The sequence below is a fragment of the Mesorhizobium sp. P3_A10 genome, from assembly GCF_056403175.1.
Genome location: NZ_JBFUFZ010000002.1, coordinates 1037780 through 1060155 on the forward strand (window position 1 = coordinate 1037780; position 22376 = coordinate 1060155).

16 protein-coding genes are annotated in these 22376 nt (G+C 64.5%); 10 read left to right on the top strand and 6 right to left on the bottom strand.

Going from position 1 to position 22376, the window contains the following annotated elements; all coding sequences use genetic code 11:
* The first annotated feature begins 6 nt into the window (after positions 1–6).
* The 10 genes from AC1DXU_RS11870 (at position 7) to AC1DXU_RS11915 (ending at position 16299) form a co-directional block, all read left to right on the top strand.
* On the top strand, positions 7–1335 hold the full coding sequence (locus AC1DXU_RS11870; protein WP_477368419.1) for an FMN-binding glutamate synthase family protein: 1329 nt from the start codon (positions 7–9) through the stop codon (positions 1333–1335).
* Positions 1336–1376: 41 nt separating this feature from the next.
* Entirely contained in the window at positions 1377–2684 is a 1308-nt protein-coding gene (glnT, locus tag AC1DXU_RS11875) for a type III glutamate--ammonia ligase (protein WP_477368422.1), read from the top strand.
* A gap of 36 nt (positions 2685–2720) precedes the next feature.
* Positions 2721–3974, top strand: a complete 1254-nt coding sequence (locus tag AC1DXU_RS11880; RefSeq protein ID WP_477368425.1) for a sarcosine oxidase subunit beta family protein — start codon at positions 2721–2723, stop codon at positions 3972–3974.
* Between the two features lie 16 nt (positions 3975–3990).
* Complete coding sequence (locus tag AC1DXU_RS11885) at positions 3991–4266, top strand: sarcosine oxidase subunit delta (RefSeq protein WP_477368428.1); 276 nt, start codon at positions 3991–3993, stop codon at positions 4264–4266.
* Positions 4266–7247 (top strand): sarcosine oxidase subunit alpha, encoded by a 2982-nt coding sequence (locus tag AC1DXU_RS11890; RefSeq protein ID WP_477368431.1) that lies wholly within the window; start codon positions 4266–4268, stop codon positions 7245–7247. The genes AC1DXU_RS11885 and AC1DXU_RS11890 overlap by 1 nt, the downstream gene beginning before the upstream one ends.
* Positions 7225–7866: a sarcosine oxidase subunit gamma gene (locus AC1DXU_RS11895; RefSeq protein ID WP_477368434.1), complete on the top strand. Its 642-nt coding sequence runs from the start codon at positions 7225–7227 to the stop codon at positions 7864–7866. The genes AC1DXU_RS11890 and AC1DXU_RS11895 overlap by 23 nt, the downstream gene beginning before the upstream one ends.
* A gap of 268 nt (positions 7867–8134) precedes the next feature.
* Entirely contained in the window at positions 8135–10504 is a 2370-nt protein-coding gene (locus tag AC1DXU_RS11900) for a DUF1989 domain-containing protein (RefSeq protein ID WP_477368437.1), read from the top strand.
* A gap of 254 nt (positions 10505–10758) precedes the next feature.
* Positions 10759–12468 carry an APC family permease gene (locus tag AC1DXU_RS11905; protein ID WP_477315731.1) on the top strand — a complete coding sequence of 570 codons (1710 nt, stop codon included), beginning with the start codon at positions 10759–10761 and terminating at the stop codon, positions 12466–12468.
* Positions 12469–12648: 180 nt separating this feature from the next.
* The gene (locus AC1DXU_RS11910) at positions 12649–14751 is read left to right on the top strand and encodes an oxidoreductase (RefSeq protein ID WP_477368439.1); all 2103 of its coding nucleotides are present in this window, start codon (positions 12649–12651) and stop codon (positions 14749–14751) included.
* 9 nt (positions 14752–14760) lie between these two features.
* A complete protein-coding gene (locus tag AC1DXU_RS11915) occupies positions 14761–16299 on the top strand; it encodes a trimethylamine methyltransferase family protein (protein WP_477368442.1) in 1539 nt (512 codons plus the stop codon).
* Here the strand turns inward: AC1DXU_RS11915 and AC1DXU_RS11920 are convergent.
* The 6 genes from AC1DXU_RS11920 to AC1DXU_RS11945 are packed head-to-tail and all read right to left on the bottom strand — an operon-like array spanning position 16296 to position 22369.
* Positions 16296–16976: a TetR/AcrR family transcriptional regulator gene (locus tag AC1DXU_RS11920; RefSeq protein WP_477368445.1), complete on the bottom strand. Its 681-nt coding sequence runs from the start codon at positions 16974–16976 to the stop codon at positions 16296–16298. The genes AC1DXU_RS11915 and AC1DXU_RS11920 overlap by 4 nt on opposite strands.
* A gap of 43 nt (positions 16977–17019) precedes the next feature.
* Positions 17020–18582: an ABC transporter substrate-binding protein gene (locus AC1DXU_RS11925; RefSeq protein WP_477368448.1), complete on the bottom strand. Its 1563-nt coding sequence runs from the start codon at positions 18580–18582 to the stop codon at positions 17020–17022.
* The gene (locus tag AC1DXU_RS11930) at positions 18579–19589 is read right to left on the bottom strand and encodes an oligopeptide/dipeptide ABC transporter ATP-binding protein (protein ID WP_477368451.1); all 1011 of its coding nucleotides are present in this window, start codon (positions 19587–19589) and stop codon (positions 18579–18581) included. The genes AC1DXU_RS11925 and AC1DXU_RS11930 overlap by 4 nt, the downstream gene beginning before the upstream one ends.
* Positions 19586–20551 carry an ABC transporter ATP-binding protein gene (locus AC1DXU_RS11935; protein ID WP_477368454.1) on the bottom strand — a complete coding sequence of 322 codons (966 nt, stop codon included), beginning with the start codon at positions 20549–20551 and terminating at the stop codon, positions 19586–19588. The genes AC1DXU_RS11930 and AC1DXU_RS11935 overlap by 4 nt, the downstream gene beginning before the upstream one ends.
* Positions 20548–21435 (bottom strand): ABC transporter permease, encoded by an 888-nt coding sequence (locus AC1DXU_RS11940; RefSeq protein ID WP_477368457.1) that lies wholly within the window; start codon positions 21433–21435, stop codon positions 20548–20550. The genes AC1DXU_RS11935 and AC1DXU_RS11940 overlap by 4 nt, the downstream gene beginning before the upstream one ends.
* Positions 21419–22369 (bottom strand): ABC transporter permease, encoded by a 951-nt coding sequence (locus AC1DXU_RS11945; RefSeq protein WP_477315715.1) that lies wholly within the window; start codon positions 22367–22369, stop codon positions 21419–21421. Before AC1DXU_RS11945 ends, AC1DXU_RS11940 begins: the two co-directional genes overlap by 17 nt.
* Positions 22370–22376 lie beyond the last annotated feature (7 nt).

Genomic DNA, 22376 nt, shown 5'->3' on the forward strand with positions numbered 1-22376 from the left:
GGCAGCATGACCTATCGCAACCCGCCGACGACGCCGCGCAAATCCGCGACCTTCGACGACTACACGCTTTCTGAAATCCGCCGCGCCGCGGCGACCGGGATCTATGATATCCGTGGCGCCGGCGCCAAGCGCAAGCTGCCGCATTTCGACGACCTGTTGTTCCTTGGCGCCTCGATCTCGCGCTATCCGCTGGAAGGTTATCGCGAACGCTGCGACACCTCAGTGGTGCTAGGCTCGCGCTATGCCAAGAAGCCGATCGAGCTGAAGATTCCGATCACCATTGCCGGCATGAGCTTCGGCTCGCTGTCCGGCCCGGCCAAGGAAGCGCTCGGCCGCGGCGCGACCCTGTCCGGCACCTCGACCACCACCGGCGACGGCGGCATGACCGAGGAAGAGCGCGGCCATTCCAAGCAACTGGTCTATCAGTACCTACCGTCGCGCTACGGCATGAACCCCAGGGATTTGCGCCGCGCCGATGCGATAGAAGTCGTCGTCGGCCAGGGCGCCAAGCCGGGCGGCGGCGGCATGCTGCTTGGCCAGAAAATTTCCGATCGCGTCGCCGAAATGCGCACGCTGCCGAAAGGCATCGACCAGCGCTCGGCCTCGCGCCATCCCGACTGGACCGGGCCCGACGATCTCGAGATCAAGATCCTCGAACTGCGCGAAATCACCGACTGGGAAAAGCCGATCTACGTCAAGGTCGGCGGCGCGCGGCCCTATTACGACACCGCGCTTGCGGTGAAGGCCGGCGCCGATGTCGTCGTCGTCGATGGCATGCAGGGTGGCACCGCCGCAACGCAGGAAGTGTTCATCGAAAATGTCGGCCAGCCGACGCTTGCCTGCATCAGACCGGCGGTGCAGGCGCTGCAGGATCTCGGCATGCACCGCAAGGTGCAACTGATCGTCTCCGGCGGCATCCGCAACGGCGCCGACGTCGCCAAGGCACTGGCGCTTGGCGTCGACGCGGTGTCGATCGGCACGGCGGCGCTGGTGGCGCTCGGCGACAACGATCCGCGCTGGGAGTCCGAGTACAACGAACTCGGCACCACCGCCGGCGCCTATGACGACTGGCATGAGGGGCGTGACCCCGCCGGCATCACCACGCAGGACCCCGAACTGATGAAGCGGGTCGACCCGATCGCCGCCGGGCGGCGGCTGGCCAACTATCTCAAGGTGATGACGCTGGAGGCGCAGACGATCGCTCGCGCCTGCGGCAAGAACAGCCTGCACAATCTTGAGCCCGAGGATCTCGTCGCGCTCACCATCGAAGCCGCCGCCATGGCCGGCGTGCCGCTGGCCGGCACCAACTGGATACCGGGGAAGAACGGCTTCTAAGACATCCGCATATCAAAAATACCACCAAGCGAGGAACTATAATGGGGAACGATCTCGCCGCCTTCGCCAAAGAGAACGGCGTCAAATATTTCATGATTTCCTACACCGACCTGTTCGGTGGGCAGCGCGCCAAGCTGGTGCCGGCGCAAGCCATCGCCGACATGCAGAAGGACGGTGCCGGCTTTGCCGGTTTCGCCACCTGGCTTGACCTTACGCCGGCGCATCCGGACATGCTGGCGGTGCCGGACCCGAATTCGGTGATCCAGCTGCCATGGAAGCCGGAGGTGGCCTGGGTCGCCGCCAACTGCGTCATGGACGACAAGGAAGTCGACCAGACGCCACGCAACACGCTGCGGCGGCTGATTGCCGAGGCCGCCAGCGACGGCATGCACGTCAAGACCGGCGTCGAGGCTGAGTTCTTCCTGATCTCGCCGGACGGCAAGACGATTTCCGACGAATACGACACCGCATCGAAGCCTTGCTATGACCAGCAGGCGGTGATGCGCCGCTACGATGTCATCGCCGAAATCTGCGACCACATGCTGGCGCTCGGCTGGGGCGCCTACCAGAACGACCATGAGGACGCCAACGGCCAGTTCGAGATGAACTGGGCCTTCGACGACGCGCTCGCCACTGCAGACAAGCACTCCTTCTTCAAGTTCATGGTCAAGTCGGTCGCCGAAAAACACGGTCTGCGCGCCACCTTCATGCCGAAACCCTTCCAGGGGCTGACCGGCAATGGCTGCCATGCCCACATCTCGGTGTGGGACAAATCAGGCAAGACCAATGTCTTTGCTGACAATGCGATGGAACTCGGCCTGTCGGCCAAGGGCAAGAATTTCCTCGGCGGCATCATGAAGCATGCCTCGGCGCTTGCCGCGATCACCAACCCGACGGTCAATTCCTACAAGCGCATCAATGCGCCGCGCACCATTTCGGGTGCGACCTGGGCGCCAAATACGGTGACCTGGACCGGCAACAACCGCACCCACATGGTGCGCGTGCCCGGCCCCGGCCGCTTCGAACTGCGCCTGCCTGACGGCGCGGTAAATCCCTATCTCTTGCAGGCGGTGATCATCGCCGCCGGCCTCGACGGCATCCGCTCGAAGGCCGATCCCGGCAAGCGCTACGACATCGACATGTACCAGCATGGCCATACCGTGAAGGGCGCGCCAAAACTGCCGCTCAACCTGCTCGATGCGCTGCGCGAGTTCGACAAGGACAAATCGCTCAAGGCGGCGCTGGGTGAGGAATTCTCGTCGGCCTACCTAAAGCTGAAGCACCAGGAATGGAATTCCTATGCTTCGCACTTCACGCAATGGGAGCGCGACCACACGCTGGATATCTGACCATCAGCGAGGCGCTAGCGATCCCGGAATGACGTCATGAAATACTCGATCTTTTCGCTCGCTCGCGCCGCCCTATCCGGCCACAAGAACTGGCAGCGCACCTGGCGCGATGCCAGCCCTAAAGATCGCTACGATGTGGTGATCATCGGCGGTGGCGGCCATGGCCTGGCCACCGCATGGTTCCTGGCCAGCGAGTACGGCATAAAAAATGTCGCCGTGCTGGAAAAAGGCTGGATCGGCTCCGGCAATGCCGGCCGCAACACCACCATCATCCGCTCCAATTATGGCCTGCCCGGGAATACCGGCTTCTACGAATTGTCGATGAAGCTGTGGGAACGGATGGAGCAGGACCTCAACTACAACACGATGGTCAGCCAGCGCGGCGTCCTCAACCTCTATCATTCCGACGCGCAGCGCGACGCCTATGCGCGGCGCGGCAACACGATGCGGATCAACGGCATCGATGCCGAACTGCTCGATCAGGCTGCGCTGAAGAAGATGATCCCGTTCCTGAATTTCGATCATGCACGTTTTCCCGTGCAGGGCGGCCTGTTGCAGCGGCGCGGCGGCACGGCGCGGCACGATGCTGTGGTCTGGGGCTATGCCCATGCGGCCAGCGCGCTCGGCGTCGACATCATCCAGAACTGCGAGGTCACAGGCTTCACTCGCGACGCCAATGGCAAGGTGACCGGTGCCGAGACGTCGCGCGGCAAGATCGGCGCAGGCAAGGTCGGCATGGCGGTCGCCGGCTCTTCCTCGCGGGTTGCCGCGATGGCCGGGCTGCGTCTGCCGATCGAGAGTCATGTGCTGCAGGCCTTCGTCTCCGAGGCGATCAAGCCACTCATTCCAGGCGTCATGACCTTCGGCGCCGGTCATTTCTATGTCAGCCAGTCCGACAAGGGCGGTCTGGTCTTTGGCGGCGACGTAGACGGCTACAATTCCTATGCCCAACGCGGCAATTTGCCTGTCATGGAAGACGTCTGCGAAGGCGGCATGGCGCTGATGCCGATGATCGGCCGCGTGCGGCTGCTGCGCCAGTGGGGCGGCATCATGGACATGTCGATGGATGGTTCGCCGATCATCGACAAGACGCCTGTCGACGGGCTCTACCTCAACGCCGGCTGGTGCTATGGCGGCTTCAAGGCGACGCCCGGTTCCGGCTTCGTCTTTGCCCATCTTCTGGCGCGAGACGAGTCGCATGCTGAAGCCGCACGGTTCCGCCTCGACCGTTTCCAGCGCGGTGCAATGATCGACGAAAAGGGCCAGGGCGCCCAACCGAACCTTCACTGAGGACGGTCAGGAAACCATGCGCATTGTCTGTCCCTTCTGCGGCGAACGCGAACTCGGCGAGTTCACCTTTCTCGGCGATGCCAAGCCGCAACGGCCGGCGGCGGATGCCAGCGAAGACGCCGTCTACGACTATGTCTATCTGCGCGACAATATCGCCGGCGTGATGAGCGAGAATTGGTACCATGGCGGCGGTTGCCGGGCATGGCTGAAGGTCACGCGCAACACGCTGACACACGAGATTTCGGCGGTGGAGCCGGCGGCCGGCGTCGGCGCCGCCAAGGTTGGCGCCTGATGGCCGGCGCTCAAGAAAATCGACTCGCCAGCGGCGGCCTGATCGACCGCTCGGCGCCGCTCTCCTTCCGCTTCGACGGCAAAAGCTTTTCCGGCTTCCAGGGCGACACGCTGGCGTCGGCACTGGTCGCCAATGGCGTCAAGCTGGTCGGCCGCTCGTTCAAATATCATCGCCCGCGCGGCATCCTGACCGCCGGCTCGGAAGAGCCCAACGCGCTGGTCGAATTGCGCATGGGTGCGCGGCGTGAGCCGAACACAAAGGCGACCACCGCCGAACTTTATGAAGGCCTTGAAGCCGCCAGCCAGAACCGCTGGCCGTCGCTGCGGCACGACGTGATGTCGGTGAACCAGTTGTTCGCGCCGATCTTCGTTGCCGGCTTTTACTACAAGACCTTCATGTGGCCGGCCAAGTTCTGGGAAGCGATCTACGAGCCGGCGATCCGCCGCGCCGCGGGTCTCGGCCGCGCCGCGGGCGTTGCCGACCCGGACCATTACGACAAGGCATGGGCGCATTGCGACGTGCTGATCGCCGGCTCCGGCCCGGCCGGTCTGGCGGCAGCACTCGCTGCCGGCCGCGCAGGCGCCCGCGTCATCCTGGGCGAGGAAGATTTTACGCTCGGCGGCCGCTTGCTGTCGGATGGCGGCACGATCGACGGCATGCCGGCCGCCGAATGGATATCGCGGACGCTGGCTGAACTCGCATCGTTGCCCGACGTCCGCATTATGACCCGCACGACCCTGTTCGGCGTCTATGATGGCGGCACCTATGGCGCGATCGAGCGGGTCAACGACCACCTGCCCTCGCCGCCCGAACACCAGGTGCGCCAGCGGCTGTGGCGGATCGTTGCCAAACGCTGCGTCGTCGCGGCCGGCGCCATCGAGCGGCCGATCGTCTTTGCCGGCAATGATACGCCTGGCGTGATGATGGCTTCGGCGATGCGGACCTATGTCGCGCGCTACGCAGCAACACCGGCGAGGCGCGTTGCGCTGTTCACCAACAATGAGGATGGCTGGCGCACGGTCGAGACCGCGCTTGCCGCCGGATTGCAGATCGCGGCGGTGATCGACGCACGACCGGATGTATCGGCTGCCCATCGCTCGCTGGCCGCCAAGAACGGGTTCACTGTGCTGCATGGCTTCGTCAGTGGCGTCGACGGCGGCAAGGATGGTGTGAAGAAAATCGCGGTGTCGTTGACCGGCGGCGCGCGCGCAGAAGTCGAAGCCGACGGGCTTGCCGTCTCCGGCGGCTGGAACCCGGCGGTCGGGCTGACCTCCTACCATCGCGGCCGGCCGAAATGGCAGGACGATATATCGGCCTTCGTGCCGGATGGAGCCCCTCCTGGCATGCTGGCCGTCGGTGCCGCCAACGGCGCCTTCGGGCTCGGTGCCTGCCTGAGCCAAGGCTTTGCCGCCGGTGCTGCGGCTGCACGTGACGCGGGACACAACGGCAATGCAGGGGCGGCCCCGGTCGCCGACGATGAAGCTTTCTCGCTAACCCCGCTCTGGCATGTCGCCGGCAAGGGCAAGGCGTTTGTCGACTACCAGCACGACGTCACGGCTTCCGACATCGAGCTGGCGCAACGCGAGGGCTTTGAATCGGTCGAGCACCTGAAGCGCTACACGACGCTCGGCATGGCCACCGACCAGGGCAAGACCTCGAACGTCGCCGGCCTCGCCATCATGGCCGCGGTCAGCGGCAAATCCATTCCAGAGACCGGGACGACTATTTATCGACCTCCTTACGTGCCGGTCGCCATCGGCGCTTTTGCCGGCCATCACCGCGACGAGACTTTCCACGCCACAAGGTTGACGCCGTCGCATCACTGGGCCGCCGAACAGGGTGCGATCTTCGTCGACACCGGCCTGTGGAAGCGGGCGCAATGGTATCCACGCGCCGGCGAGAAGGACTGGCTGGAATCGGTGACCCGCGAGGTCAAGGCGGTGCGCGGTGGCGTCGGCTTCTGCGATGTCTCGACGCTGGGCAAGATCGACGTGCACGGCCCCGATGCCGGCGCCTTCCTTGACCGAGTCTACATCAACACCTTCTCCAATCTTGCCGTGGGAAAAGCGCGCTACGGGCTGATGTTGCGCGAGGATGGTCTGGTCTATGACGACGGCACCACCTCGCGGCTGGCCGAGGACCATTATTTCCTGACCACCACCACCGCCAAGGCCGGACTGGTGATGCAGCACCTCGAATTCTGCCGCCAGGTGCTTTTCCCCGAGCTCGACGTGCAACTGACCTCCGTCTCCGACCAGTGGGCGCAATTCTCGATCGCCGGGCCAAAGACCCGCGACCTGCTGAAGGAAATCGTTGATCCGGCCGAAGACCTTTCCAACGAAGGCTTTCCGTTCATGGGCGCGCGGGAAGTCGCTTTGCGCGGCGGCCTCACGGCACGGCTGTTCCGCATCTCCTTCTCCGGCGAGATGGCCTTCGAGATTTCCGTCCCGGCCCGTTACGGCGAGGCGCTGGTGCGCAATCTGATGCTGGCGGGAAAACAGTTCGGCGTGACGCCCTATGGCACCGAGGCGCTCGGCGTCATGCGCGTCGAGAAAGGCCATGTCGCCGGACCGGAATTGAGCGGCACGACGACCGCCGCCGATCTTGGGCTCGGCAAGATGATGTCGACCAAGAAGGATTTTATTGGCCGCGTCATGGCCGGCCGCGAGGCGCTGGTCGCGCCGGACCGCCAGGTCGTCGTCGGCATCAAGCCGGTCGACAAAACGCGGCGCCTGCGCTCCGGCGCGCATATCATTCCGAAGGGCGAGAAACCGGGCCCAGGCAACGACCAGGGCTACGTCACCTCGGTCTGCTTCTCGCCGACGCTCGACCAGTGGATCGGGCTCGGCTTGGTCGAACACGGCCGCGAGCGCATCGGCGAGATCGTCCATGCGCATGATCCGCTGCGCGGCGAGGACTATGATGTCGAGCTGTGCAATCCCGTCTTCTACGATCCGGATGGAGGGCGCCAGCGTGGCTGAGTTTTCCTGGGACATCCGCAGTCCGCTAGAACGGGCGCTGGTCGCGGGGCCTTATGGCGCACGCGGCGATGCGGGCGTAGCGCTGACCGAAATCCGTAATTTCGACCTCGTGCAGGTGATGTCGCGGCGGGGCAAGGCGGCTGACATGGCCAGCGCCGCGAAGGCACGCTTTGGTGTCGCGGCTCCGGAAACGCCGAAGGCGGTCGACACGGCGGACGCGACGCTGATCTGGTCGGGGCCGGATCAGTTTTTTGTCCTGTCCAAGGGCGGCAAGCATGGGACCGGAGAACTCGGCCAGGCTTTCGCGCAGTCGGCGTCGCTCTCCGACCAATCGCATGCCCGGGTGCTGATCAGCATCTCCGGCGCCAAGGCACGAGCGATGTTGGCCAAGCTCTCGTCGATCGATTTGCATCCCGATGCGTTCGAGGTTGGCGCGGCTGCTGCGACCTCGATGGATCACACCAGCGTCACGCTCTGGCGAGGCAATGATCGGACGGATGGGCAGGCGGTGTTTAACGTTCTGGTGTTTGCGACCTTCGCCGAGAGCCTGTGGCACACGATGCTGGATTCGGCTGCGGAGTATGGTGTCAATATCGGACATTCCGAGGAGTTGGCGTAGCGCTGTGCGCGGCATTCCCTTCTCCCCTTGTGGGAGAAGGTGGATCGGCGCGCAGCGCCGAGACGGATGAGGAGTGTTAAAGCGGAGTGAGACGCTGGCGTTCCCTGGAGCACCCCTCATCCGTCGCCTTCGGCGACACCTTCTCCCACAGGGGGAGAAGGGGGAGCTTTTACCACCGCCGCCTTGCCAAATCCGACCGCACTGCTATTCTTGCTGCTAAAATAATTTCACACACAGGCAAACTTGTTTCTCGAACCGTAAGGCCGAAATGAGCCAGTCGCCCTACCCCGCCGTCACAGCCGGACCGCCCCGGCCGAGCCTGATCCTCAGGCCCGGCCAGATCGCGCTGCCGGCCGATATGGAGCGCTACACGATCCAGGGCAATGGTGCGGTGCTGATCGAGGTCGAGGCCGGCGACACGATCAGCGTGCGTAATGTCGAGGGCGGGCAGGCTTGCGAGTTGCTGGCCTGGGACAAGACCGGTGCCACCGACCCCGGCATTCTCGGTGAGACATCCAACAGCAATGCCGCCGGCATCAAGGCGCTGCTAGCGGAAGGCGACGACAGCCTCTCCGCCTTGCGCCGCGGGCTCGAGCGCCGGCAGGTGCAGCTCGATCAGGCGAAGGCGGTGCGCGTGTTCGGCGGCGCTACGCCGGCGGGCACCGAACAGGGTTTTACCGTCGCCCGCGACGGAGCGATGATCATTGCCGCGCCCGGCGGACCGATGCTGGTCGATGGCCATGACACAGCGACGCCGCTCACAGTGATCGTGCGCCGCGCCATGGTGCGCCTGAAATCGAAGTCGCAACTCGCCGATCCGCTCGCCGAGCCGGTGCTCGATGTCAGGGTGCATTCGGCAACCGCCGAATCCTATTTCGTCAAAGCCGGCGACTACCTGCAGATCATCGACGTCGACGGACGTCAGTGCACCGACTTCCAATGCTTCTCGGCGCGCAAGCTGGACAAGGGCCGCGATCAACCGCTCGACGTGACGACGACGCGCACGCTGATGGGTTCGAGCTATCCGATGCCCGGCCTGCACTCGAAATATTATGACCAGGACATGGAGCCGCTGGTCGAGGTGGTGCAGGACACGTGCGGCCGGCACGACGCTTTCGCGCTCGCCTGCGCGGCCAAATATTACGACGACATCGGCTATCCCGGCCACACCAACTGCTCGGAGAATTTTAATCGCGCGCTGGCCGACAAGGGCGTCACGCCCCGCGCAGGCTGGATGGCGATCAACTTCTTCTTCAACACGGCGATCGACGCGCATGGCGTCATGGTCTCCGACGAACCATGGTCTCGCCCAGGCGACTATGTGCTGCTGCGGGCGCTGACCGACATCGTCTGCGTTTCCTCCGCCTGCCCCGACGATACGACGCCGGCCAATGGCTGGAACCTGACCGACATCCATGTGCGAACCTATTCCGGCCAGCACAAATTCTCGCGAGCGATCGCCAGACGAATGACGCCCGATTCGGAACCCAAAATGACCCGCGAGACAGCTTTTCATTCGAGCTTTGCCAAGCACACCCGCAACTTTGTCGAGTACAGGGGCTACTGGCTGGCCAATGCCTTCGCCAAGGAAGGTCCCATCGACGAATACTGGGCCTGCCGGCAGGATGCCGTGATCATGGACCTGTCGCCGCTGCGCAAATTCGAGGTCACCGGCCCGGATTCCGAAGCGCTGCTGCAATACACGCTGACCCGCGACGTGAAAAAACTCGGCGTCGGCCAGGTCGTCTATTCCGCCATGTGCTACGAGCATGGCGGCATGATCGACGACGGCACGCTGCTGCGGCTGGGCAAGGACAATTTCCGCTGGGTCGGCGGCGACGATCTCTCCGGCGAATGGCTGCGCGAGACGGCGGCAAAGCTCGGCCTCAACGTGCTGGTGCGCTCGTCCACCGACCAGATGCACAATGTCGCCGTGCAAGGGCCGAAAAGCCGCGACATCCTGCGAGAGGTGATCTGGACCTCGCCGCTGCAGCCTTCGATCGATGAGCTCGAATGGTTCCGCTTTGCGGTGGCGCGCATCGGCGGCGGCAACGGCATTCCGGTCGTGGTGTCACGCACCGGCTATACCGGCGAACTCGGCTACGAGATCTGGTGCCATCCACGCGACGCCGAGAAAGTCTTCGACGCAATCTGGGAGGCCGGCCAGCCGCATGGGTTGAAGCCGATGGGGCTACAAGGCCTCGACATGGTGCGCATCGAAGCCGGGCTGATCTTCGCCGGTTACGAATTCTCCGACCAGACCGACCCGTTCGAAGCCGGCATCGGCTTCACCGTGCCGCTCAAGAGCAAGACCGACGACTTCATCGGCCGCGAGGCGCTGATCCGGCGCAAGGAGCACCCGCAGACGAAACTGGTCGGCCTCGACATCGACGCCAACGTCGCTGTCGGCCATGGCGATTGCGTCCATGTCGGCCGCGCCCAGATCGGCGTGGTCACATCAGGCATGCGCTCGCCGGTGCTGAGCAAGAACATTGCGCTGGCGAGGCTCGACGTCACCCATTCAGCCATCGGCACGGAGGTGGAGATCGGCAAGCTCGACGGCCATGCCAAGCGGCTGCCGGCGCGAGTCGTCGCCTTCGCCCACTACGACCCGCAGAAGACCAAACCGCGCTCCTGAAGTCCGCTTCGAGACGTCCTGCCAACTGGCCTGCGGCGCTGCTGGCCGGTTGATTTTCGTGTTTTCGCAAGCGTGATGTGCATGGCCTCACAAAACGCTTGACGTGAAAGCGCGTCGGATCAATGTTCACTGTTAAGAAAAAAATGCGACTGACCGGAAACATCGGCGGTCAACCAAAGCATGCATCTGCGATGAAGCCACGCACAGTCGCGGCCGTCTCGGACGGGGAACAACAAAAAGGGGATTTCAAACATATGAGCACCGTAACCTCTGCCCTGGCGCAGCCGGCCGAAGGCCAGCTGCACCGGAATATCGACTGGCGCGGCGCCTTCTGGGTGGCCAGCGGCGTTCCGGCCCTTGTCCTGTTTTCGATCGGCGGCATCGCCGGCACGACCGGAACGCTGGCCTTCCTGATCTGGACCGTGTCCATGGTGATGGGCTTCCTGCAATCCTTCACCTACGCGGAGATCGCCGGCCTGTTCCCGAACAAGTCGGGCGGCGCTTCGATCTATGGCGCCACCGCCTGGCTGCGCTATTCGAAATTCATCGCGCCGCTGTCGGTGTGGTGCAACTGGTTCGCCTGGTCGCCTGTGCTGTCGCTCGGCTGCTCGATCGCCGCCGCCTATATCCTCAACGCGCTGGCGCCGCTGCCGATTTTCACCGAGACCTCGCCGGAAGTGGTCGCCTACATCGCCGCGCATGTCGGCACGGCGCCCGCTGACGCGATTGCCGCAGTGGCGGCCGCGGCAACGCCCGCGATCCGCAACTGGACCTTGTTCAGCCATACGCTGGGCCCGGTCTCGTTCACGCTCAACGCCACCTTCTTCATTGGCGCGGTGCTGATGCTGATCATCTTCGCCATCCAGCATCGCGGCATTCTGGGCACGGCCAATGTGCAGAAGTATATCGGCCTGCTGGTCATCATCCCGATGCTGATCGTCGGCGTGGTGCCGATCTTCACCGGCCAGATCAACTGGGCGAACTTTTCGCCGCTGGTGCCGCTGGCCGCCGCCTATGCGCCCGAACCCGGCTCGTGGAACGTTGCCGGCTGGACGCTGGTGCTTGGCGGCATGTTCATCGCTGCGTGGTCGACCTACGGTTTCGAGACCGCGGTCTGCTACACCTCCGAATTCAAGAACCCCGGCACCGATACGTTCAAGGCCATCTTCTATTCCGGCCTGCTGTGCATGCTGCTGTTCATCCTGGTGCCCTTCACCTTCCAGGGCGTGCTTGGCCTGAACGGCATGCTGGCGACGCCGATCGTCGACGGCTCCGGCGTGGCGGATGCGCTGGCCGGCATGGTCGGCGGCGGCAATCTCATCCACAGCCTGCTCGTCATGCTGATGATCCTGGCGCTGGTGCTGTGCATCATGACGGCGATGGCCGGCTCCTCGCGTACGCTCTATCAGGGCTCCGTCGACGGCTGGCTGCCGCGCTATCTCAGCCACGTCAACGAGCACGGCGCCCCGACGCGCGCCATGTGGACCGACCTGATCTTCAACCTGATCGTGCTGGCCATCGCCTCGGCCGATGCGACGAGCTTCTTCTTCATCCTCGCCGTGTCGAATTGCGGCTACATCATCTTCAACTTCCTCAACCTCAACGCCGGCTGGATTCACCGCATCGACAACGGCCACATCGCGCGGCCGTGGAAGGCACCGGGCTGGCTGCTCGGCGTCGGCGCCATCTTCGCCTATGTCAACGCCATCTTCATGGGCGCGGGCGCAAAAGTGTGGAACCCGATGGCGCTGTGGGCCGGACTGATCACCGCTGCCCTGATCATCCCGGTGTTCTGCTTCCGTCACTATGTCCAGGACAAGGGCAAATTCCCCGACCACATGCTGGCCGATCTTGGCATGGCGGGAGCCGACCTCTCGGTCAAGAAGGCGGGAATGCTGCCCTATCTGACGCTGGTCGCCGGCGTCGCGGTGATGCTGCTCGCCAACTGGTTCTTCGTCATCTGACAGCAATCTGAAGGGATCGAGCGTTCCTCGCGCTCGATCCTGGCCTCCCGGCTGAAGCCCACCCTGATCGTATCGGGGTGGGCTTTTTCCATTCGGCTGGCGATGGGTCCATTGCCTTTCGCCATTCGTGCGAATATGCTTGTTGTACGATCGTTCAACAAGCATATTCGCGAAGCGCCGATGACCTGCAACCCTCGCTACGAAATCCTGTTCGAGCCGATGCGGATCGGGCCCGTCACCGCGCCGAACCGCTTCTACCAGGTGCCGCACGCCAGCGGCATGACCAACGCGCTGCCCAGGGTTCGCGCGGCCTTTCGCGAGGCCAAGGCCGAGGGCGGATGGGGGGTGATCTGCACCGGGGCCTGTTCGATCGATCCGAGCTCGGACGACGCGCCGCTGCCTTTCGCCACGCTATGGGACGACAACGATATCCGCGCGCATGCGCTGATGACGGAAGCGGTGCACCGCCATGGCGCGCTGGCCGGCGTGGAACTGTGGCACGGCGGCGCCTCTGTCATGAACAGGACAAGCCGGCTGCCGCCGCTGTCGCCGTCCGGCATTCCCTGGATGGCCACCCATGTCGGCTTCATGGGCAATTTACGGCCGAAGACGATGGACAAGGCCGATATTCGCGAGGTGCTGAGGTGCCAGGCCGAGGCGGCGCGCAAGGCGCGCAGGGCGGGCTTCGACATCGTCTATGTCTATGCCGGCATGGGCTATCTCGGCTACGAATTCCTGCTGCCGGAATACAATCACCGCTCAGACGAATATGGCGGATCGATCGAAAACCGGGTGCGCTTCGTGCGCGAGATGATCGACGTCACCAAGGAGGCCGTCGGCAAGGATTGCGGCGTGGCACTACGGGTCAGCCTTGAGGAACTACGCGGCCGGCCCGGCCGCAACCAGCCCTCCGAAGCACATGAGCTGATCGAACTGCTCGCGGACTTGCCCGACCTGTTCGACGTCAAGATGGATTCCAGCCCGACCGACTGTTCGGCGTCGCGCTTCAGCGGCGAAGGCAGCCACGAGCCGGTGATCGACTTCGTCAAGTCGCTGACGAAGAAGCCGGTGGTCGGCGTCGGCCGCTTCACCTCGCCCGACACGATGGTGTCGCAGATCAGGCGCGGCGTGCTCGACTTCATCGGCGGCGCCCGGCCCTCGATCGCCGACCCCTTCCTGCCGGCCAAGATCCGCGAGGGCCGCGAGGCCGAGATCCGCGAATGCATCGGCTGCAACATCTGCATTTCGAGCTGGCATGACGGCGTGCCGGTGCGCTGCACCCAGAACCCGACCGCCGGCGAAGAATGGCGGCGCGGCTGGCACCCCGAACGCGTGGAGCGCACCGACAGACCCGAACGCATCCTGATCGTCGGCGGCGGACCAGCCGGGCTCGAATGCGCACTGACGCTCGGCCGTCGCGGCCATGAGGTAACGCTGGCCGACAGCAGCCGCAGCTTCGGCGGACGGCTGACCTTCGAGAAGACCCTGCCCGGCCTCGCCGCCTGGAACCGCGTCGTCGACTATCGCCTCGGGCGTCTCAACGAGATGAGCAATGTCTCGCTCTATCCCGAGAGTGTTTTGGGCGCCGACGAGATCATCGAGCTTTCGCCGGAGCGCGTGGTGCTGGCGACCGGCGCGCGCTGGACGAACATGCTCTACTCCTCGCTGGAGATTCCGGTCGGCCGGCTCGACCATCCCGATGTGCTGACCCCGGACGACATCGCCGGCGGCCGGCTTCCCCTGGGGCCGACTTTGGTCTTCGATTTCGACAATTACTACATGGGCGGCGTTCTCACCGAACACCTCGCTGCGCAGGGCATCCCAGTCAGCTACGCGACCCCGGCAGGTCAGGCTTCAGCATGGACGATCATGACCAACGAGCTGCCGCTGGTGCATCGCGCGCTGGCGCGGCGCAAGGTGCCGGTGACGACGCTGCACCTGTTAAAATCCTTCGACGGCGAGACGGCCACGCTGGCGCATCTGTTCACCGGCGAGGAGAGCAGCATCGCCTGCCGCTCGGTGCTGATCGTCGGGCTGCGCCTGCCGCGCAACGAGATGTTCGAGGCGCTGACGGAACGGTCGGACGCACTTGCCGCTGCCGGCATCAAAAGCGTCGATCGGATCGGCGACACGCTGGCTCCCGGTGCCATCGCGCATGCGGTGCACAGCGGCCACAAGCTCGGGCGCGAGATCGGTGCAAAAATCCGCTGGCAGCCCTACCGCCGCGACACGCCGATCGTCGATGCGGTGGTGGATTTCGACATGCGGACTGCAGCCGAATAGGAGAAGGTCATGGAGCGCATCACGGCACGTCGCAGACCCGGCCGCCCGCAACGCGAGATCGGCGGCATCGAACAGCGGCCATGGAAGCAGCTGACGCGGCCTTACGCGCCGATCGAGATTCTCTCCGCCGACCAGGTGCAGACGATCCACGAGATGGGCCTGACCATCCTCGAGGAGATCGGCATGCGCGTGCTGCAGCCGCGGGCGCGCCAGTTCTATCGCTCGGCCGGCTGCGATGTCGACGAAGGCGAGATGCGGGTGCGCTTCGACCGCGCCATGGTGATGGAGCGCGTCGCCATGGCGCCCTCATCGTTCGAGTTGCGCGCCCGCAATCCTGAGAAGAACGTCAAGGTCGGTGGAAAACACTGCATCCTGTCGTCGGTCGGCGGCCCCGCCTATGTCATGGACAATGATCGCGGCCGCCGCCCCGGCACCTATGCCGAGATGTGCGACTATTTGAAACTCATCCAGTCGTTCAACGTGCTGCACCAGGAAGGCGGCGGGCCGTTCGAGCCGCTCGACCTGCACCAGAACACGCGCCACCTCGACCTCTACTATGCCGAGATCACATTGCTCGACAAGAACTGGCAGCCGCAAACCCTTGGTCAGGGTCGCGCCATCGACGCGCTGGAGATGGTGGCGATTTCGCTCGGCACGACGCGCGAAAACCTCGCCCAGGAGATGCCTGTCTTCACCGGCATCATCAACACCAACTCGCCGCTGCAGCTCGACGAACCGATGGCCGAAGGCCTGATCGCGCTGGCCACGCATGGCCAGGTCAATGTCATCACGCCGTTCACGCTGGCCGGCGCGATGAGCCCGGTGACGCTCGCCGGAGCGCTGTCACAGCAGCATGCCGAGGCGCTGGCCGGCATCGTGCTGACCCAGATCGTGCGCCCCGGCGTGCCGGTGATGTATGGCGGCTTCACCTCCAATGTCGACATGAAGACCGGGGCGCCGGCCTTCGGCACGCCCGAATACACGCAGGCCGCGCAGATCACCGGGCAGCTCTGCCGGCTGATCGGCGTGCCGTTCCGCTCCAGCAATGTCACCGCCGCCAATTCGGTCGACGCGCAGGCGGCCTATGAAAGCGCCATGTCGCTGTGGGGCTGCCTGATGGGCGGCGCCAATCTGGTGTTGCATGCCGCGGGCTGGCTCGGCGGCGGGCTCACCGCATCGTTCGAGAAACTGGTCATCGATGCCGAGATGCTGCAGATGATGTCGGCCTATTTCGATCCGCCGGTGGTCGATATCGACACGCTGGCGCTGGAAGCGGTGCGCGAGGTCGGACCAGCCGGGCATTTCTTCGGCGCGGCGCACACGATGCAGCGCTACGAGCGCGCGTTCTATTCGCCGCTGGTCTCCAACTGGGACAATTACGACACCTGGGTCGAACGGGGTCAGGCGACAGCGCGTGAAAGGGCCAATGTCGTGTGGAAGCGCATGGTCGGCGAATACGAGCAGCCACCGATCGATCCCGGCATCGACGAAGCGCTGCGCGACTATATGGAGCGCCGCAAGCGCGAGGGCGGTTCGCCGCTGAACTAGACGCCGCGCAACGGGCCGACCTGGGCCTCGAGCATCTCGAAGCCGGCGGCTTCTGCTGCCTGCGGTGTCACGACGCTTTCGTCGAGGCACCATTCGAGCCAGAGCCCGTCGACCAGGGCGATGAAATTGCGCGCCAGCGCCGGCGCATCGACATCCCTGCCGCGCGGCGTGGCGACCGCCGATATGTCCTCGGCGAGTTCAGCCCGGTAGGCGTCGTAGAGTTCGCGATGCGCTGCCTTGAGCCGTGGGTTGACGGCGATCTCACCCCAGAGCGACAGCCAGATCAGAAGGTTGTCGCGGCTGAAATAATCGGGCGAGAAATTGGACTGGACCAGAGCGGCCAGCGACGCCTCGGGCGGCCAGTCGGATTTCTCGGCGCGGCGGCGCTTGGCCTCGGCGATCTGGTTGTTGACGCTGGCATAGAGCGAGGATTTGTAGACTTCGACCAGCAGCCCGTCACGACCTTCGAAATGGTGGTTGATCAGGCCGCGCGAGACGCCGGCCTCCTTGCAGATGCGATCGACGGTGAAGGCGCCGATGCCGCCAACCGACAGGCACCGCGTCGCCGCCTCGATCAGCATGGCGCGACGCACATCCGGCTGTTCGCGGCTGAAGCGCGGCGGCGATTTCTTGGCGCCGCGCTTCCTTTTGGCAATTGCTGGTTCGGCTTGCGTCATGCAACCAGCTAATCGATTGCCGTCAAACTGTCCACGGCGGCGACTAGACCTTCTTCTTGAACAGCACGGGGTTGGGGTGGCCGTCGGGATAGATCACCGGTTCGAAACTGGTCTTGTGGATGACGACCAGCGGCTGGTGGCAGATGAAGACGAAGCCGCCGGACTGCTCCATCAGGTCCTCCATCCGGTTGGAAAGGGCGACGCGCTTGGCCTGATCGCTTTCGGCCACCAATTGCTGGTAGCTGGTCTCGAATTCAGGACTGTCGAAGCCGGACCAGTTGTAGGCGCCGATCTGGTCGGGGCGGAACCAGACCAGGTTTTCGGACGGGTCGACACCACCGGCGAAGTCCATCAGCGCAAGGTCGATGTTCTTGTAGCCGTCGCCTTGCGTCTTGTCGCCGACGCCCCAGAAGGCGGCTTCGTCGTAAGGCTGGATCTCGACCTTGATGCCGGCCTGTTCGAGGCTGGCCTGAATGATCTGCGCGGTCGCGGTGCGGATGGAGTCGTTCATCACCGTCAAGGTCAGCGACAGGTCGCTGACGCCGGCTTCTTTGAGCAGTGCGGCGGATTTTTCGTAGTCGGGCGCCGCGATCAGATTGCTGGCGCGGGCGAATTTGGTGCCGGGCTGGACGACGCCGGTGGAGCGCTTGGTGAGGTCGTCATAGACACCGGTAAGTATCTGGCCGACATCGACGCCATACTGCACGGCTTGCCGCACCTTGAGCTCCTTGAGGCGTGGGCTCAGCATGTTGATGGTCAGCCAGACATAGCGCGTCGACTGCGCCTCGATCACCGCGGTATTGGCGGGCGGGCTGGCCTTGACCGCCTTGGTCGCCGAAATGGCGATCTTGGTGTAGTCGAAGGCATCGGCTTCATAGGCCAGTTGTGCCGCCTGATCGTCGGCGACGATGTAGATCTCGACCTTGCCGAAATCCGGCTTCGGCCCCGGCCAGTCCGGGTTGGCGGTCAGCGTCACCTTCTGCTTCTGCTCCCACTTGCTGAAAAGATAGGGGCCGCAGGTCGCCGGCGGCTCGGTGGTGAATTTGCCGCCGGCCTTTTCAGTGCCGGCGCGGCTGATGATGTGGCCGCCATAGTAAGGCAGGCTGGTGACGAAGATCGGCTGGTACGGGTCCTTGAGATGGATGATGCCGGACCTGGCATCGACGACTTCGACGCGGTCGAGCTTTTCGAACTGGTAGGCCCAGGGCGACGACAGTTTTGGATCGGCTATGCGCTCATAGGAGAATTTCACGTCCTCTGATGTGACTGGGCCAAGGCCGTTTGACCATTTCAACCCGTCGATCAGGGTGAAGGCAATGGTCTTCGGGTCGGTCAGCTCCAGCTTCCCGGCACCCCAGAGCGACCAGGGCGAGCCTTCCCTGAGATCGCCGAGGCGGTTCAGCGACACGTAGATGCCGCGCATGATGACGTCCTCGATGCCGCCGATCATGAAGGCAGGGTCGAGCGTCTGCAGATCGCCGTCCATGCGTATGCGCAGCGTGTCGCCGTCGGCCGACCAGGCAAAGCCGGGTCTCATCGCCAGGCCAACGCCGAGCGCGCCGGCTGCTTTCAGGAATGCACGTCTGTCGATGTTCCATCGTGTCATGGCAGTTTCCCCTTTGGTTGGTTTCGTGGCCCGCCGCTCTCGAGCGGGAAATGACATCGCACCATCCGGTCAGCGCCGATCTGTCGATAGGCCGGCGCCTCGGCCTTGCAGCGCTGCTGAGCGATCGGGCAGCGCGTATGAAACTCGCAGCCCGTGGGTCGCCGGAAGACGCTTGGAATTTCGCCGCTGACGGCGGGGCCGTGGCTGCGCCGGCGCGGGTCGGGGATCGGCTCGGACTGGATCAGCGTCGCGGTGTAGGGATGCATCGGCGCCGAAAACACCTCCTGCGTCGGCCCGGTCTCGACCAGCCGTCCCAGATACATGATGGCCAGGCGATCGCTGACATGGCGGATCATCGCCAGATTGTGGGTGACGATCATGGCGGCAAAACCGAGTTCGCGCTTCAGCTCGCCGATAAGGTTCAGGACATCGCCCTGCACCGAGACATCGAGCCCAGCGGTCGGCTCGTCGGCGAGCAGCAGATGCGGCTTCATCGCCAGGGCGCGGGCGACGCCGACGCGGCGCGCCTGGCCGCCGGACAGTTCATGCGGAAAACGGTCGACGAAGGAGCCGGGCAAACCGACCAGCGCCAGCAACGCCTTGGCCGCGGCGCGGCGATCCGGCATCGGTACGCCCTGAATGAGCTGCGGTTCGGTGAGCAGCGTCCCGATGCGCAGGCGTGGGCTGAGCGACGCCACAGGGTCCTGGAACATCATTGCCGAGCGCCGGCGCATGGCGCGGAAATCGGCCGGCGTCGCCACGTCCCTGCCCTCGAAGGTGATGCGGCCGGCGGCTGCGCGGACAAGGCCGAGGATGGTGCGCGCGAGCGTGGTCTTGCCGGAACCGGATTCGCCGACCAGCCCGAGCGTTTCGCCCGGCAGCAGCGACAGCGTCACCCCGTCGATGACGTTGAAGCCTGGCAACGGGAACGGATTGATCAACCGGTTGAGCAAGCCGCCCCTGGTGAAGCTGACCGACAGATCCTCGACGGCGAGCAGCGGGCTCATGGCGCCACCGCATGGCAGCGCGCAACATGCGAGGCGGAGAGCTTCACCAGTGGCGGCGAAACCGAGCCGCATGGCGCGAAGGCGCGATGGCAGCGCGGCGCGTAGACGCATCCGGAGGGTGGCTGCGTCAGGTTGGGCAAAGTGCCGGGAATGGTCGGCAGCCGGTCCAGTTTTTCATGAAAGCGGGCTGGATCGCAGGCGAGCAACGCTTGCGTGTAAGGATGCCTCGCGTCGTGGAAGATGGCGTCGACCTCGCCGCCCTCGACCACCTCGCCGGCATACATGACATAGACGCGGTCGCAGAGCTCGGCGATGACGCCGAGATGGTGCGAGACGACGATGATGATGCCGTTGTATTCGCGCCGGAGTTCGCGCAGCAGATGAATGATCTGCGCCTCCATGGTGACGTCGAGCGCCGTCGTCGGCTCGTCGGCGATGAGCAGGCCGGGATCGGTCAGCAGTGCCGCGGCGATCGCAACACGCTGGCGCATGCCGCCCGACAGTTCGTGCGGATAGCTGTTCATGCGCCGTTCCGCGTCCGAGATGCCGACACGGCCGAGCATGGCGGCGATGCGCGCCTTCTTCTCGGCGCGGCCGAGATCCTTGCGGTGGTGCTGGAAATCGACCAGTTGGTCGCCGATGGTCAGCACCGGGTTGAAGGCGGTCATCGGATCCTGGCTGACCAGCGCGATCTCGTCGCCGCGCAGCAGGCGCTGGCGATGCGCGTCGAGTTTTGCCAGGTCGACGCCGTTATAGCTGATCGAGCCGTCGATGCGGGCGTTGGCCGGCAACAAATTGGCCAAAGCGGTGACCAGCGTGGACTTGCCGCAGCCGCTCTCGCCGACAATGCCGATCACCTCGCCGGGATGCGCTTCGATGTCGACATGGCGCAGTGCATGCACCGCGCCATGCGGCGTCTCATAGCGGACGCTGAGATCGATGGCGGAAAGCGAGCCGGTCATGCCGGCCTCCGCAACTGCAGGCGCGGGTCGAGATAGTCGCGCAGGCCTTCGCCGAGGAAAGTGAAGCCGAGCGTTGCCAGCACCAAAGGCAGGCCGCCGAAGATGACCATGAACGGTGCCGAGCGGATCGAGGTGTAGCCGTCATAGAGGATCGAGCCCCAGGACGGCGTCGGCGGCCGGACGCCGAGGCCGAGGAAGCTCAGGCCCGCCTCGACCATGATAACGACCGGGATGTCCATCGACAAAAGGATGATCAACGGCCCAACGACATTGGGCAGAAGGTGGATGAAGATGATGCGCGCCGCGCTGGCGTCGAGCAGGCGCTCGGCGAGGATGTAATCGCTGTTCTTCAGCGCCAGCGTCTGCGCCCGGATCAGCCTGGCGTAGCTCGGAAACGAGGTCGCGGCGATGACGATGATCAGCGTGCCGGTGCCGGCGCCGAGCACGGTGATGATGGCGAGAGCGAACATGATCATCGGCAGCGAATTCAGGCTGTCGAAGGTCAGCACCAGAATGGCGTCGAGCCAGCGCGGGCCGTAGCCGGCGATCAGCCCGAGCAGCAGGCCGATGGCGCCGGCAATGGCCACCGACACCATGGCGATGGTCAACGCCGTGCGCGCACCATAGATGACACGCGACAGGAGATCGCGGCCGAGATGATCGGTGCCGAACCAATGGGCTAGAGATGGCGGTTGCAGCTTGTGCAGCACGTCGATCTTGATCGGTGAATAGGGCGCCAGCCATGGCGCGAAGGTGGCGGTGATCAGGAAGCTGGTGACCAGGATCAGGGCGACGCAGGTGAACGGATCGGCAAGCAGCGCACGCAGCAGCGGAAACCGTTGTCGGTCCGGTATGGAGAGCGAGACGTCAGCCACGGAAGACATCGCGCACCCTCGGATCGAGCCGCGCGATCAGCAGATCGGCGGCAATAGTGATGGAAACGTAGATGGCGGTCATGATCAGCACCGTGCCCATGACGACGGGATAGTTGCGGGTGTTGACGGCATCGGTGATCAATTTGCCGATGCCGGGCCGGGCGAACACCGCTTCGACGAAGACGGCGCTGGACAGGATGCTGCCGAGGCCGACGGCGACCAGCGAGATGGTCGGGATGATGGCGATGCGCAGCGCGTATTTGGAAACGATCTTCCATTCAGGCAAACCAAACGAGCGCGCGGTGCGGATGTGCGGCTCGCCCATCACCTCCATCATCGAGGCGCGCACCATGCGGGCGATGTAGCCGATCCAACCGAGCGCGATGGCCGCGGCCGGCAGCACCAGCGCCTTGGCCTGGCTGACGATGTCACCGGCCTCGCCGGCGCCGATGGCCGGCAGCCAGCGCAAAGTGACGGCAAAGAGCAGCAGCGAATAGATGGCGACGACAAAGGACGGCACGGCGATGACGCCGACGGAGAGGACGCCGATGACGGCATCGGCAAGTGTGCCGCGCCGCATCACCGAGAGACAGCCGAGCGGAACGCCTATGACAAGGGCGACGGTGAGCGCGGTCAGGCCGAGGATCAGTGTGTTCGGCAGCGCCTCCATGACCAGGGTGGAAACCGGCCGGTTCGACCAGACGTCGTAGCCGAGATTGCCGGTCAGCGCGTTGCGGAAGAATTCGACGATCTGCCACCAGACCGGCTGGTCGAGCCCCATGCGGTCGATCAGCAGTTTTTTCAATTCCGGCGTGGCACGTGGCCCGAGCGCGACGCTCGCCGGATCGCCGGGTACGAGGAAGACCGCCGCATACATGGCGACCATGACGAAGACGAGGATCAGGAGGCCGAGACCGATGCGCTTCACTGCATATGCAAGCATGGTCTGC